This is a genomic window from Ectothiorhodospira lacustris (assembly GCF_022227845.1).
Lineage (GTDB): Bacteria > Pseudomonadota > Gammaproteobacteria > Ectothiorhodospirales > Ectothiorhodospiraceae > Ectothiorhodospira > Ectothiorhodospira lacustris.
In genome coordinates this window covers 25270-40739 of sequence record NZ_JAJNQN010000012.1, presented here as the reverse complement: position 1 = coordinate 40739, position 15470 = coordinate 25270, and the positions used below count along the sequence as shown (strand labels likewise).

General features: G+C 63.1%; 14 protein-coding genes. 8 read left to right on the top strand and 6 right to left on the bottom strand.

The genetic code is table 11. From position 1 onward, the window contains the following. Positions 1–28: 28 nt before the first annotated feature. The 3 genes from LQ956_RS09895 to sucC all read right to left on the bottom strand — a co-directional run bounded on the left by LQ956_RS09895 (position 29) and on the right by sucC (position 3852). Positions 29–1663, bottom strand: a complete 1635-nt coding sequence (locus LQ956_RS09895) for an NAD+ synthase (RefSeq protein WP_238629452.1) — start codon at positions 1661–1663, stop codon at positions 29–31. An 84-nt stretch (positions 1664–1747) separates the two neighbouring features. Continuing rightward, entirely contained in the window at positions 1748–2617 is an 870-nt protein-coding gene (sucD, locus tag LQ956_RS09890; RefSeq protein ID WP_238622387.1) for a succinate--CoA ligase subunit alpha, read from the bottom strand. Positions 2618–2685: 68 nt separating this feature from the next. Continuing rightward, positions 2686–3852: an ADP-forming succinate--CoA ligase subunit beta gene (gene sucC / locus LQ956_RS09885; RefSeq protein ID WP_238622386.1), complete on the bottom strand. Its 1167-nt coding sequence runs from the start codon at positions 3850–3852 to the stop codon at positions 2686–2688. A 137-nt stretch (positions 3853–3989) separates the two neighbouring features. Here sucC and LQ956_RS09880 point away from each other — a divergent pair, with 137 nt between their 5' ends. From LQ956_RS09880 to zapD, 8 genes are all read left to right on the top strand, one after another. Continuing rightward, positions 3990–4241, top strand: coding sequence for a PP0621 family protein (locus tag LQ956_RS09880; RefSeq protein WP_238622385.1), 252 nt, complete (start codon positions 3990–3992; stop codon positions 4239–4241). Positions 4242–4288: 47 nt separating this feature from the next. Continuing rightward, positions 4289–5959 (top strand): sensor histidine kinase, encoded by a 1671-nt coding sequence (locus LQ956_RS09875; RefSeq protein ID WP_238622384.1) that lies wholly within the window; start codon positions 4289–4291, stop codon positions 5957–5959. Beyond that, on the top strand, positions 5956–7314 hold the full coding sequence (locus LQ956_RS09870) for a sigma-54-dependent transcriptional regulator (RefSeq protein WP_238629451.1): 1359 nt from the start codon (positions 5956–5958) through the stop codon (positions 7312–7314). The genes LQ956_RS09875 and LQ956_RS09870 overlap by 4 nt, the downstream gene beginning before the upstream one ends. A 149-nt stretch (positions 7315–7463) precedes the next feature. Next, complete coding sequence (gene pilB, locus LQ956_RS09865; protein WP_238629450.1) at positions 7464–9176, top strand: type IV-A pilus assembly ATPase PilB; 1713 nt, start codon at positions 7464–7466, stop codon at positions 9174–9176. A gap of 3 nt (positions 9177–9179) precedes the next feature. After that, complete coding sequence (locus LQ956_RS09860; protein ID WP_238622381.1) at positions 9180–10388, top strand: type II secretion system F family protein; 1209 nt, start codon at positions 9180–9182, stop codon at positions 10386–10388. Then, positions 10385–11263 carry a prepilin peptidase gene (locus LQ956_RS09855; protein ID WP_238622380.1) on the top strand — a complete coding sequence of 293 codons (879 nt, stop codon included), beginning with the start codon at positions 10385–10387 and terminating at the stop codon, positions 11261–11263. Before LQ956_RS09860 ends, LQ956_RS09855 begins: the two co-directional genes overlap by 4 nt. 4 nt (positions 11264–11267) lie before the next feature. Beyond that, positions 11268–11867, top strand: coding sequence for a dephospho-CoA kinase (gene coaE, locus LQ956_RS09850; protein ID WP_238622379.1), 600 nt, complete (start codon positions 11268–11270; stop codon positions 11865–11867). 45 nt (positions 11868–11912) lie between these two features. Then, entirely contained in the window at positions 11913–12755 is an 843-nt protein-coding gene (gene zapD / locus LQ956_RS09845) for a cell division protein ZapD (protein WP_238629449.1), read from the top strand. A gap of 13 nt (positions 12756–12768) precedes the next feature. Here the strand turns inward: zapD and LQ956_RS09840 are convergent, their stop codons facing one another. From LQ956_RS09840 to argJ, 3 genes are read right to left on the bottom strand one after another with little or no spacing between them, the layout of a single operon-like run. Further along, a complete protein-coding gene (locus LQ956_RS09840; protein WP_238622377.1) occupies positions 12769–13233 on the bottom strand; it encodes a hypothetical protein in 465 nt (154 codons plus the stop codon). Between the two features lie 56 nt (positions 13234–13289). Further along, positions 13290–14249: a Nudix family hydrolase gene (locus LQ956_RS09835; protein ID WP_238622376.1), complete on the bottom strand. Its 960-nt coding sequence runs from the start codon at positions 14247–14249 to the stop codon at positions 13290–13292. 5 nt (positions 14250–14254) lie between these two features. Next, entirely contained in the window at positions 14255–15469 is a 1215-nt protein-coding gene (gene argJ, locus LQ956_RS09830) for a bifunctional glutamate N-acetyltransferase/amino-acid acetyltransferase ArgJ (protein ID WP_238622375.1), read from the bottom strand. Position 15470 lies beyond the last annotated feature (1 nt).

The window sequence follows — 15470 nt, the reverse complement described above, 5'->3', positions numbered from 1 at the left end:
AGGATGAAGGTACTGCAAAGACATCACGCTAGCTTAACAGCCTGCCATAACCCGACGTAATGGGATAACGCCGGTCCTTGCCGAAGGCACGGCGGGTAACCCGGACCCCGGGTGGCGCCTGTCGGCGCTTGTATTCATTGCGCAGCACCAGGCCGATTACACGGCGCACGGTGGCCGGCTCGAAGCCGGCGGAGACGATGTCGGTGAAGGACTGGTCCTGCTCCACGAAGCGCTCCAGAATCCCGTCCAGGATCTCGTAGGGAGGCAGGCTATCCTCATCCCGCTGATCGGGGGCAAGCTCCGCCGAGGGCGGACGTTCGATCACCCGCTCGGGGATGGCCGGCCCCAGGGTATTGCGATACCGGGCCAGCCGATAGACCCAGAGCTTGGAGACATCCTTGAGCGGGGCAAAGCCGCCGGCCATGTCCCCGTAGAGGGTGGCATAGCCCACCGCCATCTCGCTCTTGTTGCCGGTGGTCAGCAACATGCGTCCGCTCTTGTTGGAGAGGGCCATGAGGATGGTGCCCCGACAACGGGCCTGGATATTCTCCTCGGTGGTATCCGCCGGCAGGCCGGCAAAGACCCCCGCCAGCCCGGCCATGAAGGCTTCGACCATGGGCGCAATGGGAATCTCCTGATACCGGACCCCGAGGATCAGGGCCTGGGCGGCGGCGTCCTCCCGGCTCATGCCGGCGGTATAGTGATAAGGCATCATCACCGCCTCCACCCGCTCAGCACCCAGGGCATCCACGGCGATGCACAACGTCAGGGCGGAGTCGATCCCTCCCGAGAGCCCCAGCAGGGCGCCCTTGAAGCCATTCTTGTTCACATAGTCCCGCACCCCCAGGACCAGGGCCTGATACAGACTTTCCTCCGGCGACTGCAGGGGCGCCAGGATACCACCGCTGATGCTGATGTCACGGCGATCAAAATGCACGTCCAGGGTATGGATACCCTCCTGCCAGGCGGGCGCGACCAGCCGCAGTGCTCCGTCGCGATCCACCACCAGAGAATGACCATCGAAGACCAGTTCATCCTGGCCACCCACCAAGTTGAGATAGACCACCGGCAAGCCGGTCTCATGGGCCCGCTCGCGCAGCACCGCCAGTCGCTCATTGTGCTTGGAGAGATGGAAGGGAGAGGCGTTGAGACTCAGCAGCAACCGGGCACCGGCGGACTGGGCCCGACGGGCCGGTTCGGAGACCCAGATGTCCTCGCACAGGGCCAGGGCCACCGGCAGGCCTTTGATCTCCACCACGCAGGGACCCTCGCCAGGCTTGAAATAGCGCTTTTCGTCAAACACGCTGTAATTGGGCAGGACCTGCTTGTGGTAGCGGGCCAGCACCTTGCCGTCACGCAGATACACCGCACTGTTGTGGAGGTATCCCGCCTCCCGCAGGGGCAGACCGACCGCCAGGTCGATCCCCGAGACCTCCCGGGCGATGCGCTTGAGGGCCTCTTCGGCACGCTGCAGCAAGGTACCACGCATCAGCAGGTCTTCCGGCGGGTAACCGGTAAGGGTCAGTTCGGGAAACAGTATCAGGTCGGCACCGTGATGATCCCGCGCCTCGTGAGCGGCGGTTATCACCCGGTCGGCATTGCCTTCCACATCGCCCACCAGGAGGTTGATTTGCGCCAGGGCGATCTTGAGGGTGTCTGTCATGATCCGGACGTAATGAAACAGGTAGCAACAGGAGACCACCACCCTCACAGGGCGGTGGTCCGTAAACGTGTCGACAGTGGCCGTTCAGCCCATCAAGGCCTTGAGCCGCGCCCCCATATCCGCAGGGGAACGCACCACAGCAACACCGGCGGCCGCCAGGGCATCGAATTTTTGGTCCGCAGTGCCCTTGCCGCCCGAGATGATCGCCCCGGCATGTCCCATCCGGCGCCCCGGTGGTGCGGTGACACCGGCGATATAGGCCACCACCGGCTTGGTCACGTGGTCGCGGATGAAGGCCGCGGCTTCTTCCTCGGCGCTGCCGCCGATCTCGCCCACCATGATGATGCCCTCGGTCTGTTCGTCTTCCTGGAACAGGCGCAGACAGTCCACGAAGTTCATCCCATGGATGGGATCACCGCCGATACCCACGCAAGTGCTCTGACCCAGGTCCGTATCGGTGGTCTGCTTGACCGCCTCGTAGGTGAGGGTGCCGGAACGGGAGACGATTCCCACCTTGCCCGCTTGATGAATATGGCCCGGCATGATGCCGATCTTGCAGTCCCCCGGGGTGATGATTCCCGGACAATTGGGGCCGATGAGATAGGCTGAACCGTGGGTCAGGGCGGCCTTCACCTTGAGCATGTCCAACACGGGAATCCCCTCGGTGATGCAGACAATGACCTCGATTCCGGCATCCGCGGCCTCCAGGATGGCGTCGGCGGCAAAGGCGGCCGGGACGTAGATCATGGTGGCATTGGCCCCGGTATCACGGACCGCATCATGCACGGTATCGAACACCGGCAACCCCAGATGTCGCTGCCCCCCCTTGCCGGGAGTCACGCCGCCCACCATCTGCGTACCGTAGGCGATGGCCTGTTCGGTGTGGAAAGTGCCCTGCTTGCCGGTGAAACCCTGGCAGATGACGCGAGTATGCTTGTCGATGAGAATGCTCATGAAGAATCCGTGTCAGCTTCGTCTGTCTGAATCCGGCATGCCGGTCCCGTGGGTCGATTCCGTGACCTTCAGGCGGCCGCCGCAGCCTCGACCACCTTGAGGGCGCCATCCGTCAGGCTCTCGGCGGCAATGATATTGAGATCACTCTGTGCCAGCAGGGCCCTGCCCTTTTCCACGTTGGTGCCTTCCAGGCGTACCACCACGGGAACGTCCACATGGACTTCCTTGACCGCCGCGATGATGCCCTCGGCAATCAGATCGCAGCGAACGATGCCGCCGAAGATATTCACGAACACGGCCTTGACCGCGTCGTCGGAGAGGATGAGCTTGAAGGCCTCGGTGACCCGGGCCGCCGTGGTGCCGCCACCCACATCCAGGAAGTTGGCCGGCTCACCGCCATGAAGCTTGATCAGATCCATGGTGGCCATGGCCAGACCGGCACCATTGACCATGCAGCCGATGTTGCCGTCCAGGCGGACATAATTGAGCTCATGCTCTCTGGCCCGGGCCTCCCGGGCCTCTTCCTGGCTGATGTCCCGCAGGGCTGCCAGGGCGGGACGTCGAAACAGGGCGTTGTCGTCCAGATTGATCTTGCCGTCCAGGGCCACCAGGTCACCCTCTCCGGTGACCACCAGAGGGTTGATCTCGATCAGGCCGGCATCGGACTCGATGAACAGGGTATAGAGTCGGGTGAGCAGAGTGACGAATTCGTTCACCTGACTGCCTTCCAGACCCAGGGCAAAGGCGGCGCGGCGGCCCTGGTAAGGCATGATGCCCGCAGCCGGATCCACGAACAGGGTCAGCAGTTTTTCGGGGGTATCGGCAGCCACCGCCTCGATGTCCATACCGCCTGCCGCCGACGCCATGATGGCGACGCGGCGAGTGGCCCGGTCCACCAGCAAGCCCAGGTAGAGTTCACGCCGGATGTCGGTAAGGGATTCGATCAGCAGGGTCTTCACGGGCAGCCCGGCCGGCCCGGTCTGATGGGTGACCAGGGTGGACCCCAGCAGGGCCTGAGCCGCAGCTCTGAGCTCATCCCGCCCCTTGACCAGCCTGACGCCACCCGCCTTGCCGCGACCACCGGCATGGACCTGCGCCTTGACGACCCAGGCAGTCCCCCCCAGGGTGCCCATGGCATCATCCAGGGCGTCGAGACCCTCGATGGAGACACCGGCCGGCACCGGAATCCGGTAATCGCGAAAGAGGCCCTTGGCCTGGAATTCATGAAGGTTCATAGTTTCACAGTATCAAAGGTATGGATGGAGACGGCAGACAATCCGGCAGACAACAGCCCCCTGGGGCTGAGGGACTCACCGCCGACACGCGTTCTGTAGTACCTTCTTATACACCACTCAAATCGAATCACTGCGCCATGCAAATCCTGTTCCTGATAGCATCCATCGTTCTGGTCTTCATGGTGGTCCGGCTCATGCTCAAGACACCGGACGTACCGCGTCCGGAACATCCCGGCAAGCTCAGCCAAAAGACCACCGGCAAGATGCTGCGCTGTCACTACTGCGGCCTGCATATCCCGGAAGAAGAGAGCCTGTGGGAAGGGGGGAAACCCTTCTGTTCCGAGTCGCATCGGGATCTGGCCCTGTCGCAAGAGTCTACACGAGAATAAGCCGCCTTGCGGTGTAAGGCCAGGCGCCCGCGCAGAATTCAGGCATCATGTCTTCACCCTTGTCGGGCCGGCTGATGCGGGAGAGCGGCAGCGCAGGGGACCCCTCAGGAGACGTCTGGCGAGCGCTGAGGCTCTTCAGCCTGTATCGCTTTTTCGTGGCGGGCATGCTCACGGCCCTGGAGGTGTTCGGCACCGGACCCCACGCCCTCGGCAGCTCCCATCCGCGGCTGTTCCTGCTGTTTGCCGTCACCTATCTGCTGCTGAGCCTGGGATTCGGCATTGCGGCGCGTCTGCGCCGATCCCCGCCCTCTCTGCAGATCTACCTTCAGGCGGCCACGGACATCAGTCTCATCACCCTGCTCACCTACACCAGCGGGGGCGTCTCCAGCGGCCTGGGCATGTTGGCGATCCCGGCCATTGCCGGCCTGGGACTGCTGGCGCCGGGGCGCCCCGCCCTGCTCTTCGCCGCCCTGGCCTCCATCGCATTGCTGCTGGCACAGATCCACGGCTACTGGTTTGAACCCGGCCGCGAGTCGGCACTCACCCAGACCGGCCTGCTGGGAGCCGGCCTGTTTGCCACCGCCCTGCTGGCACTGGTGCTGGCCCACAGGGCCCGGGAAAGCGAAGATCTCGCCCAGCGCCGCAGTGTGGACCTGGCCAACATGGCCGAACTCAATGCCCATATCATCGACCGCATGCAGTCGGGCGTCATCGTGGTCAATGATGACCGCCATGTCCACCTGATCAATGAGTCCGCCTGGCTGCTGCTGGGCAATCCGGTGACTGCGGATACCAGCGACCTGAGCCGCCTTGCGCCGGATCTTTTCCACGCCTTGCAGGAATGGCTTCGACATCCCGCCAGGGCCGGTCATCGGACCCTCCCCGCCGGCGACCACAGTCCGGAATTGCGGATACGATTCACCCGCCTGGGGGTAGACAAACCCATCGGCACGGTCATCCTGCTGGAAGACACGGCGGAACTGCGCAGACAGATGCAATCCATCAAGCTCGCGTCCCTGGGCCGTCTCACTGCCAGCATCGCCCACGAGATCCGCAACCCCCTGGGCGCCATCAGTCATGCCGCCCAGCTACTGGACGAATCCATAGAGCTCAATCGTGCGGATCGCCGACTGGTGGGCATCATCCAGGATCAGAGCCGGCGTATGAATCAGGTCATTCAGAACGTACTGGATCTGTCCCGGCGCCAGGCTCCCCGCATCGAGGCACTGGCCCTGGAACCATGGCTGGAACGCTTTGCCGATGAATTCTGCCGACACCATAACCTGGCGCGCTCTCAAGTGGAGCTGTCCATCCACCCAGCCGATGCCCGGGCCTGGTTTGATGCCGAACAGCTGCACCAGGTGACCTGGAACCTGTGTACCAATGCCTTGCGCTACGGCACCCGCGCCGGACAACCCGCCCGCATCCTGATCCAGGGCGGCACCCGGGATGTGAGCCGCCACGCCACCCTGGACATCATTGATCAAGGCTGCGGCGTGAACCCGGCGATTGCCCGACGACTCTTCGAGCCCTTCGTCGGCACCGGCAATGAAGGCACCGGACTTGGCCTGTACATCTCCCGTGAGCTGTGCGAAAACAATGGCGGCAGTCTTGACTACATCCCGCTTCCCACCGGCGGCAGCTGCTTCCGTATTCAGTTCCCCCCCTCTGAAACAACCGGATCCGGCCTGCAAGGCCGCCTTTCCCAGCAGGCATGACCATCCAGAACGTACTGATCATTGACGATGAGCCGGATATCCGGGAACTCCTGGAAATCACCCTCGGCCGCATGCGGCTTAACACCCAGGCTGCCGGGACCGTCAGGGAGGCGAAACGACTGCTGGGCAACGCGCATTTCGATCTGTGCCTGACAGACATGCGCCTGCCGGATGGTGACGGCATCGAGCTGGTGGAACACATTCAGGCCCACTATCCGGAACTGCCGGTGGCCGTTATCACGGCCTACGGCAGCATGGATTCCGCCGTTCAGGCACTCAAATCAGGGGCCTTCGACTTTGTCTCCAAGCCCGTGGACCTGAACATCCTCAGAGACCTGGTGGACAGCGCCCTGAAACTGGGCAAGCCCGAAAACAACACCGCTTCAGGACGGAGCCCGCCCGCCCGGGAAGACCATCTCCTGGGCAATGCACCGGCCATGCGTCAACTCAAGAGCACCATCCTCAAACTGGCCAGAAGCCAGGCCCCGGTGTACATCCTGGGTGAATCCGGCAGCGGCAAGGAAAGGGTCGCCCGGGAGATTCACCGCCAGGGTCCCCGGGTCGATCGGCCTTTCGTGCCGGTGAACTGCGGCGCCATCCCCGCCGAACTCATGGAAAGTGAATTCTTCGGTCATCTCAAGGGCAGCTTTACCGGAGCGGTTGCCGACAAGCAGGGGCTGTTTCATGCGGCCCAGGGAGGAACCCTGTTTCTCGACGAGGTGGCGGAGTTGCCCCTGCACATGCAGGTCAAGCTGCTACGCGCCATCCAGGAACGGGCCATCAAGCCCATCGGTGCCGCCCATGAGGCTGCTCTGGACGTACGCATCCTCTCCGCCTCCCACAAGGACCTGAGCCGGGAGGTGCAGGCGGGACGTTTCCGCCAGGACCTGTTCTACCGCCTGAACGTGATCGAACTGCGCGTCCCCCCCCTGCGCGAACGCCGCGAGGACCTCCCCCATCTGGCGGAACATATCCTTTCCAAGCTGGCCGCCCGCTGGCAGGAGCCCCCCAGGCGACTCAGCCCGGAAGCCACGCAAAGCCTGATGACCTATAACTACCCGGGCAATGTGAGGGAGTTGGAAAACATCCTGGAACGGGCCGCGACACTCTGCGACAGCGACACCATCCAGGCGGAGGACCTGCAACTCCCCGGCTCCGGCTCCGCCCCCCCCACGGCCCCTCTCGCCGCGGAACACCTCAAGCCCCTGGAACAGCGGCTCGCACAGCAGGAAAAGCAGGCACTCCTGGCCGCTCTGGAACAGGCCGGCGGTCACGACACGGCTGCCGCCCAACTGCTGGGACTGACTCCCAGGCAAATGGGTTATCGGCTCAGGAAACTCGGCCTGACCCCGTGAAAATACCCTTCCACGCCCACCCCCGCGCCGCTATTGACGCAGACCGTGCAGCCCGTCCCGGTTCTCAATCACTGAAAGTCTTTGTTGACTTGATAACGACAGCTACTAACATGCGATAAGAAGGACCCACTCCCCAACCCAGAGTCCCCATGTCAACACCTGCCGCCTCCATACCATTGAGCGGGCTTGCCCGACGTCTGGTTCAAGACGGATTACTCAGCGAAAGCGATGCCAACAAGGCGCTGGATCACTCTCGCAGGAAACGTGTGCCCCTGGTGGCCTACCTGGTAACGGAAAAGATCGTGGAGGCCCGGAGCCTGGCGCAGGCGGCGGCCGAGGAATTCGGGACCCCGTTATTTGATCTGGACGCCCTCGACAAGGAATATCTGCCCACCAAACTGGTGGACGAGAAACTGATCCGCCAGCATCAGGCTCTGCCCATCTTCCGACGTGGCAACCGGCTGTTCGTGGGCCTGTCCGATCCCATGAACATCAGCGCCCTGGACGAGATCAAGTTCAACACGGGCATCCCCACCGAACCGGTGCTGGTGGAGCATGACAAGCTGTCCAAACTGATTGAGGACAGTCTCAATGATACCTCGTCCATGATGGAAGGCCTCATGGACGAGGATCTGGACAATCTGGAGTTGTCGGACACCGAAGACCGCGGCCAGGAAGCCTCCGAGAGCGAAGTGGACGACACGCCGGTGGTCCGCTTTGTCAACAAGGTGCTGCTGGACGCCATCAACCGTAAGGCCTCGGATATCCACTTCGAACCCTATGAAAAGGACTTCCGGGTCCGGTTCCGTCTGGATGGCGTACTGGACGAGGTGGCTCACCCGCCGGTGAATCTGGCCCCCCGGATCATCGCCCGCATCAAGGTGATGTCCCGCATGGACATCTCCGAGCGGCGCATCCCCCAGGATGGGCGCATCAAGATGCAGCTGTCCAAGAACCGGGCCATCGACTTTCGCGTCAATACCTGCCCTACCTTGTACGGGGAAAAGGTGGTACTGCGAATACTGGACCCCACCAGCGCCTTCCTGGGCATCGACGCCCTGGGTTATGAAGAACACCAGAAGGCGCTCTATCTCAAGGCCCTGAGCAAGCCCTACGGCATGATCCTGGTCACCGGCCCCACCGGCTCCGGCAAGACCGTCTCTCTCTATACCGGCCTGGGCATCCTCAACACCCCGGACCGGAACATCTCCACCGCCGAAGACCCGGCCGAGATCAACATGCCCGGCATCAACCAGGTCAACGTGAATCCCAAGGTGGGGTTGACCTTTGCCGCCGCCCTGAGGGCCTTCCTGCGGCAGGACCCGGACATCATCATGGTGGGCGAGATCCGCGACCTGGAAACCGCCGAGATCGCCATCAAGGCCGCCCAGACCGGCCACCTGGTGCTGTCCACCCTGCATACCAATGACGCCCCCCAGACCCTCACCCGCCTGGCCAACATGGGTGTGCCGCCCTACAACATCGCCTCGTCCATCCTGCTCATCATCGCCCAGCGTCTGGCCCGACGCCTGTGCAATCACTGCAAGGCCCCCGTCAATGTCCCCAAGGAGGCCCTGCTGCAGGAGGGATTCAATGAAAACGAGGTGAACCAGGGCTTCAAGATCTTCAAGCCTGTGGGCTGTGATCAATGCACCAACGGCTACAGGGGCCGGGTGGGCATCTACCAGGTGCTGCCCATTTCCGAAACCATGCAGCGGATCATTCTCGAGGGCGGCAACGCCATGCAACTGGCGGAGCAGGCCAGCAAGGAAGGCGTCGATGACCTCCGGCGAGCCGGTCTGCTCAAGGTCAAGGCCGGTGTCACCAGCCTTGAAGAAGTCAACCGCGTGACCAAGGACTAAACCATGGCCGAGACAATGACGGTATTCGTCTGGGAAGGGGTGGACAAGAAAGGTGTCCGGATCAAGGGCGAAACCACCGCAGCCAACGAAAACCTGGCCAAGGCGGAACTGCGGCGCCAGGGCATCAACCCACTCAAGGTGCGCAAGAAGCCCAAGCCCCTGTTCGGGGGCAAGAAAAAGATCAAGCCCAAGGACATCGCCATCTTCCTGCGTCAGATGTCCACCATGATGAGCGCCGGTGTTCCACTGGTACAGTCCTTCGAGATTATCGGCCGAGGGCACGAAAACCCCTCCATGCAGGAACTGATCCTCAGGATCAAGGCGGACGTGGAGGGCGGCACTACCTTCGCCAACGCCCTGGCCAGGCATCCGACCTACTTTGACGACCTGGTCATCAACCTGGTGGGAGCCGGAGAACAGTCAGGCGCCCTGGAAACCCTGCTGGACCGCATTGCCACCTACAAGGAAAAGACCGAGTCCCTCAAGGCCAAGATCAAGAAGGCCATGTTCTATCCGGCGGCCGTGATCGTGGTGGCCTTCATCGTCACCGCCATCCTGCTGATCTTCGTGGTCCCCCAGTTTCAGGACCTGTTCCAGGGCTTCGGCGCGGATCTGCCCGTCTTCACCCAGTTCGTCATCGGCATCTCCGACTTCTTCCAGAGCTACTGGTGGGCCATCTTCGGCGGCATCGCCATTGCCGTGTTCGGCTTTACCCAGGCCAAGCAGCGTTCCGCCGCCTTCCGCCGTCGGCTGGACCTACTCTCCCTGCGCATCCCGGTGGTGGGAGAACTCCTGCGCAAGGCCGCCATCGCCCGCTTTGCTCGGACGCTGTCCACCATGTTCTCCGCCGGTGTCCCGCTGGTGGAGGCGATGGACTCAGTGGCCGGTGCGACCGGCAACGCCCTATTCTCGGAGGCAACGCTGCGCATGCGTGACGAGACCGCTGCCGGCACCCAGCTCCAGCAGGCCATGCGAAATTCCGCAGTGTTTCCCAACATGGTGGTGCAGATGGTGGCCATCGGTGAAGAATCCGGTTCCCTGGATGAGATGCTCAGCAAGGTGGCCGATTTCTACGAAGAAGAAGTGGATAACATGGTCGACGGCCTCTCCAGTCTCATGGAGCCCATGATCATGGCCTTCCTGGGCATCGTCGTCGGTGGTCTGGTCATTGCCATGTATCTTCCTATCTTCCAGCTTGGAGCCGTGGTGTGACAGACCTTCTCGCCTCAAGCCCAACCCTGCTGCTCACCCTGACCGGGCTGTTCAGCCTCATGGTGGGAAGCTTTCTCAATGTGGTCATCCACCGCCTACCGATGATGATGGAGCGCCAGTGGCAGAGCGAGGCCCGTGCCTGGCTGCAGTCACGAGGGGGCAACCTGGACCATGCCGAAGAGGTCCAGGGACCCTATAACCTGGTGGTCCCCCGGTCCGCCTGCCCCGCCTGCGGCCACCGCATCACGGCCCTGGAGAACATCCCGCTCATCAGCTACCTGTTCCTAAGGGGCAAGTGTGCCTCGTGCGGTGCCCGCATCTCTCCCCAGTACCCCCTGGTGGAAGTGGCCACGGCCCTGCTGTCCATGGCCGTGGTCTGGTATTTCGGTTTCACCTGGGTAGCCGCAGCGGCACTGCTGCTGACCTGGGCCTTGATTGCCCTGACCGTGATCGACCTGCGCACCACCCTGTTGCCGGATGTCATCACCCTGCCCCTGCTGTGGCTGGGACTGGTACTGAACCTGGGGGGACTGTTCACCGATGCCGCCAGCAGTCTGTTGGGTGCCGTCTTCGGTTACCTGAGCCTGTGGCTCGTCTACCATGCCTTCCGGCTGCTCACCGGCAAGGAAGGCATGGGCTATGGTGACTTCAAGCTGTTTGCCGCCCTGGGGGCATGGATGGGTTGGCAGATGCTCCCGCTGATCATCCTGCTGTCCTCCCTGGTGGGCGCCGTGGTGGGCCTCGTTCTCATCGCCGTACTCGGACGTGACCGCAACCTGCCCATTCCGTTTGGCCCCTATCTGGCCGCCGCAGGGTGGATTGCCCTGCTCTGGGGCGACACCATCGTGCAGACCTACCTCGGCATCCTCGGCTGACCCCATGCTCACCATTGGACTGACGGGGGGCATCGGCAGCGGCAAGAGCACCGTATCGCGCCTGTTCGAAGACAGAGGCGCTGCAGTCATCGATTCGGATATCATTGCAAGGCGCGTGGTGGAACCGGGCTCGCCCGGACTCACGGCACTGGTGGAGACCTTCGGCACACAGATCCTCAAGGACGACGGGACCCTGGACCGGGCGGCCATGCGAGACATGGTGTTCCGGAACAGCCAAACCCGTCACAGACTGGAAAGCCTGCTCCACCCTATGATCTGGGACGCAATAGAACAAGAAAAATCAAAGATCGCGACGCCCTACTGTGTGCTGGTCGTGCCTTTGCTGGTGGAGTCCGGGGCACAGGGGCGAGTGGATCGCATTCTGCTGGTAGATTGTTCCGTGCCCAGCCAGAGGGAGCGTGCCGGGCGCCGTGACGGGGTGTCTCCGCAACAGATTCAGGCCATCCTGGATGCCCAGGCCACCCGGGAACAGCGTCTGGCAGCCGCAGACGATATCATCGACAACGAGAAATCAGTAGATACCCTGCCGGCCCAGGTGGAAGCCCTGCACCAGCGATACCTCCGGATGGCAACGGCATGCTGATACCGGATACCGAAGACACCGGTCTCATCCTACCAAGGTGGTAAAATGTTCGTTCATTTCGGCCGCAGATCGGAAAACAATGAATACGTGGTTCACACGCCTCCGGCAGCCGCTTCTGTGAAGGGTTCCATCATCTACGAACAGCCCTTGCATGAGCGCATGCGTCTGTTCATGCGTCTTGAAGTGCTGATGCACCGATTTGACCATAGCTTGCAGCACGATTCAGGCCCGGACACCCACGGCAGTCTGCTCACCCTGATCGAGATGGTGAATCTCACTAATCGGGTGGATGTGAAGCGCGAGCTGATGAAGGAGCTGGAACGGCAGATCACCAATCTGAACCGGCTGAGTACCGAGCCCGGCGTGGATCAGCGTCGCCTCAACACGGTGATCGACAAGCATCGTCGTCTCATCGACGGCATCCATGCCCTCAATGGCCAGCTGGACCAGCAGGTCAAGGGCAATGATTTCTTCAACAGCATCCGCCAACGGGCCGCCATCCCCGGTGGAACCTGTGATTTTGACCTGCCGGCCTACCACTACTGGCTGGCCCGCTCCACCGGGGAACGGCGGCAGCTGCTACTGGAATGGGCCCAGCCCTTTGCAGACATCCAGGAGTCCGTCAGCGTGATCCTGCAGCTGATCCGTGATGCCGGCGCCCCCCGTCCCATGACGGCGAGTCGTGGCTTTTACGAACAGGGCATGGATACCGGCCTGCCCTGGCAGATGATCCGCATCGCCCTGCCCCTCAACGCCCCCTGTTACCCCGAGATCAGTGCCGGACGGCAGCGCTTCTCGGTGCGGTTCCTGCGTGCCGGCGACCTGAAGACGCGATCAATCCAGTGTGACGAGGAAATCCCGTTCACGCTGTGCTGCTGCGCACTATAGGTAGGCAAGCGTACTACTCTCGGCGCAGCAACACAGGGACATGCAGTTCATAAAGCCGCCCGTCCACGCGAACGCGCACCCGTGCCAGCCAGTCCATGCGTCCGGACATGCAGACCGGTAGTACCGACTCGGCCAGCCAGTGCCCCGAGCCCTCCGGTTCAAACTCAAACCGGTGCAATCCCATGTCCATGCCGGTCATGATGTAGGACACTTCCAGAGGTTCCAGGGAGGTGCTGCCCTCCAGCCGCAGGGCAAACCGCTCCAGCGGCGGAATCCGCTCGGGACCCCGGACACGAATCTCCACCCCATTCACCGGCATCAAACACCCTCGGGCATCCAACTCGCAGCCGGCCGGGGCCTGAATGACCGTCGTCGCCGGATCCACCGGCGCCACCAAAGGTCTCAACCAGTGTTCTCCGGCCAGGTAACCCAGTCCCAGCATCACGGGAATCAGCAACCAGCTCAGCCAACGTGCCATGTATCCGCCCTCTTCGCCAAAGGATTGCCGTCCTGTCACGTGGCCCGGATCGGGAGTCAATCCCCCTCCGTTGCCGTTACCCCTTGCCAGAGCCCCCGAATGCCGGCAATGCCCTGTCCGCCATGACGCTGCGCCGCAGAGATGTCATCCACCGTCATGCCGCCCAGGGCGTAGGCCGGCCTGCCCGCCTGCCGCGCCAGTTCCTCAAAACGGCGCCAACCCAGCACCGGCGCGCCCGGATGGGTATGCGTGGGCGCGACGGGGGAGACGAGGACAAAATCGACACCGAGCCGGATCGCTTTCTCAAGCTCACCCCGCTGATGAACCGAGCACCCCACCAGGCTGACTTCGGGACGCTCAGCCAGGGAAGCCAGTCTGCGACTATTGAGATGAACACCGTCCGCCCCCAGGGAGATGGCCAACTCAGGTTCCGCATTCAGCACGACCCCCGCACCCTGGGCATGGCACAGCGGGATCACCGCGGCGGCCAGGGAGACAAAGTCCTCCCGGCTCAGGCCCGGCGCACGCAGCTGCAACAGGCGCACCCGGCCCGCGTCCAAGGTCCGGTTCAGTCCGTCCAGCAGGGTTTCGGGGCAGCGCAGATCCGGGGTGATGACCAGGCAATCCGGCAAGATCAGGGCCTTGATGATGGCACGGTTGGCGGCCGGGAAATCCAGGGCATGCAGCTGGGCGGCCGCCACCCACCGCAGCGGCTGCCCTTCCATGCCGCGGGGCTCGCCCTCGAAACGGTCGACCTTCACCACTTCCAGGCAAACCCGCCGGTCCGGGTAATCGTGATTCAAGGTGATCAAGGGATGGTGCCGCAGAGGCGTAATGTCCAGTTCTTCCCTCAGCTCCCGCCGCAAGGCGGCCTCCAGGGTTTCCCCCGGTTCGATCTTGCCGCCGGGGAACTCCCAGAGACCACCCTGGTGCACATGCTCGGGGCGGCGGGCGATCAGATACTCATCGCGATCATTGGCGATGGCAGCCACCGCCACCCGAAGCGGCTCAGTCATGGCCCTCAGGAACGGTATTCGGCATTGATGCGCACATAATCGTAGGAAAAATCACAGGTGTAGACCTCGGCCTCGGTCTCTCCCGGCCCTCCCAGATCAATGTGGATAAGGATCTCCGCCCCGGCCATCACTCGGCGCCCCATGGCCTCCTCATACTCGAGTGCCCGACCGCCATTGGCGACGATGCGCACATCGTCCAGATGAATGGTCACCCGGTCCACGTCCAGATCCTTCACGCCGGCGCGGCCCACCGCTGCCAGGATCCGTCCCCAGTTGGGGTCCGATGCAAACAGGGCGGTCTTCACCAGCGGCGACAGGGCCACGGCAAAGCCCACACGGCGGGCCTCTTCCGCATCCCTCGCCCCACTGACCCGCACCGTGATGAACTTGGTCGCGCCTTCACCGTCACGCACGATGGCATGGGCCAGATGACGGCAGATCCGCAGCAACGCCTGCTCGAACAGGGCCTGGTCTTCCGCGGAGTCCACCGACACCCCGGAGGCCCCGGTGGCGGCCAGCACGCAGGCATCATTGGTGGAGGTATCCCCATCCACGGTAATGGCATTGAAACTGGCATCGGTGCAACGCAGCAGCATGGCCTGCAACACCGCCTTGTCCAGCAGGGCGTCGGTGGCCAGGAAGGCCAGCATGGTGGCCATGTCGGGATGGATCATGCCGGAGCCCTTGGCAATCCCTGTCAGGGTCACCTCGCCACCGGAAAGACGCAGCGTTTCCGAAGCCCCCTTACCCACCGTGTCAGTGGTCATGATGGCCCGCATGGCCGGCATCCAGCCCTGCTCATCCAGGGCGGCCACGGCCTCGGGCAGGGCCGCCGAGATGCGGTCCACCGGCAGGGGTTCGCCGATCACGCCGGTGGAGAACGGCAGTACCTGGGCCGCCCTGACATTGGTGCAACCGGCCACGGCGCCACAACTCAGATAGGCAGCCTCCAGGCCCTGGGTCCCGGTACCGGCATTGGCATTACCAGCGTTGATCAGCAGATAGCGGGGGGCGCCTTGGAGCAGGTGCTGTCGGGCCACCTGCACCGGGGCGGCACAGAAGGCATTGCGGGTGAATACGGCGGCACAGGTACTGCCGGTAGCCAGTTCCATCAGCACCAGGTCGTTACGCCCCTGGTAGCGGATGCCCGCAGCCACCGCACTGAGGCGGACCCCGGAAACAGGTGCCAGCTCAACGGGCTCGGACAGGTTCACGGCCATC

Coding starts and splice junctions, on each gene's coding strand:
- coaE (WP_238622379.1), top strand. CDS start 11,268: ATGCTCACCATTGGACTGACGGGGGGCATCGGCAGCGGCAAGAGCACC.
- LQ956_RS09875 (WP_238622384.1), top strand. CDS start 4,289: ATGTCTTCACCCTTGTCGGGCCGGCTGATGCGGGAGAGCGGCAGCGCA.
- argJ (WP_238622375.1), bottom strand. CDS start 15,469: ATGGCCGTGAACCTGTCCGAGCCCGTTGAGCTGGCACCTGTTTCCGGG.
- pilB (WP_238629450.1), top strand. CDS start 7,464: ATGTCAACACCTGCCGCCTCCATACCATTGAGCGGGCTTGCCCGACGT.
- sucC (WP_238622386.1), bottom strand. CDS start 3,852: ATGAACCTTCATGAATTCCAGGCCAAGGGCCTCTTTCGCGATTACCGG.
- LQ956_RS09840 (WP_238622377.1), bottom strand. CDS start 13,233: ATGGCACGTTGGCTGAGCTGGTTGCTGATTCCCGTGATGCTGGGACTG.
- LQ956_RS09880 (WP_238622385.1), top strand. CDS start 3,990: ATGCAAATCCTGTTCCTGATAGCATCCATCGTTCTGGTCTTCATGGTG.
- LQ956_RS09835 (WP_238622376.1), bottom strand. CDS start 14,249: ATGACTGAGCCGCTTCGGGTGGCGGTGGCTGCCATCGCCAATGATCGC.
- zapD (WP_238629449.1), top strand. CDS start 11,913: ATGTTCGTTCATTTCGGCCGCAGATCGGAAAACAATGAATACGTGGTT.
- sucD (WP_238622387.1), bottom strand. CDS start 2,617: ATGAGCATTCTCATCGACAAGCATACTCGCGTCATCTGCCAGGGTTTC.
- LQ956_RS09895 (WP_238629452.1), bottom strand. CDS start 1,663: ATGACAGACACCCTCAAGATCGCCCTGGCGCAAATCAACCTCCTGGTG.
- LQ956_RS09860 (WP_238622381.1), top strand. CDS start 9,180: ATGGCCGAGACAATGACGGTATTCGTCTGGGAAGGGGTGGACAAGAAA.
- LQ956_RS09870 (WP_238629451.1), top strand. CDS start 5,956: ATGACCATCCAGAACGTACTGATCATTGACGATGAGCCGGATATCCGG.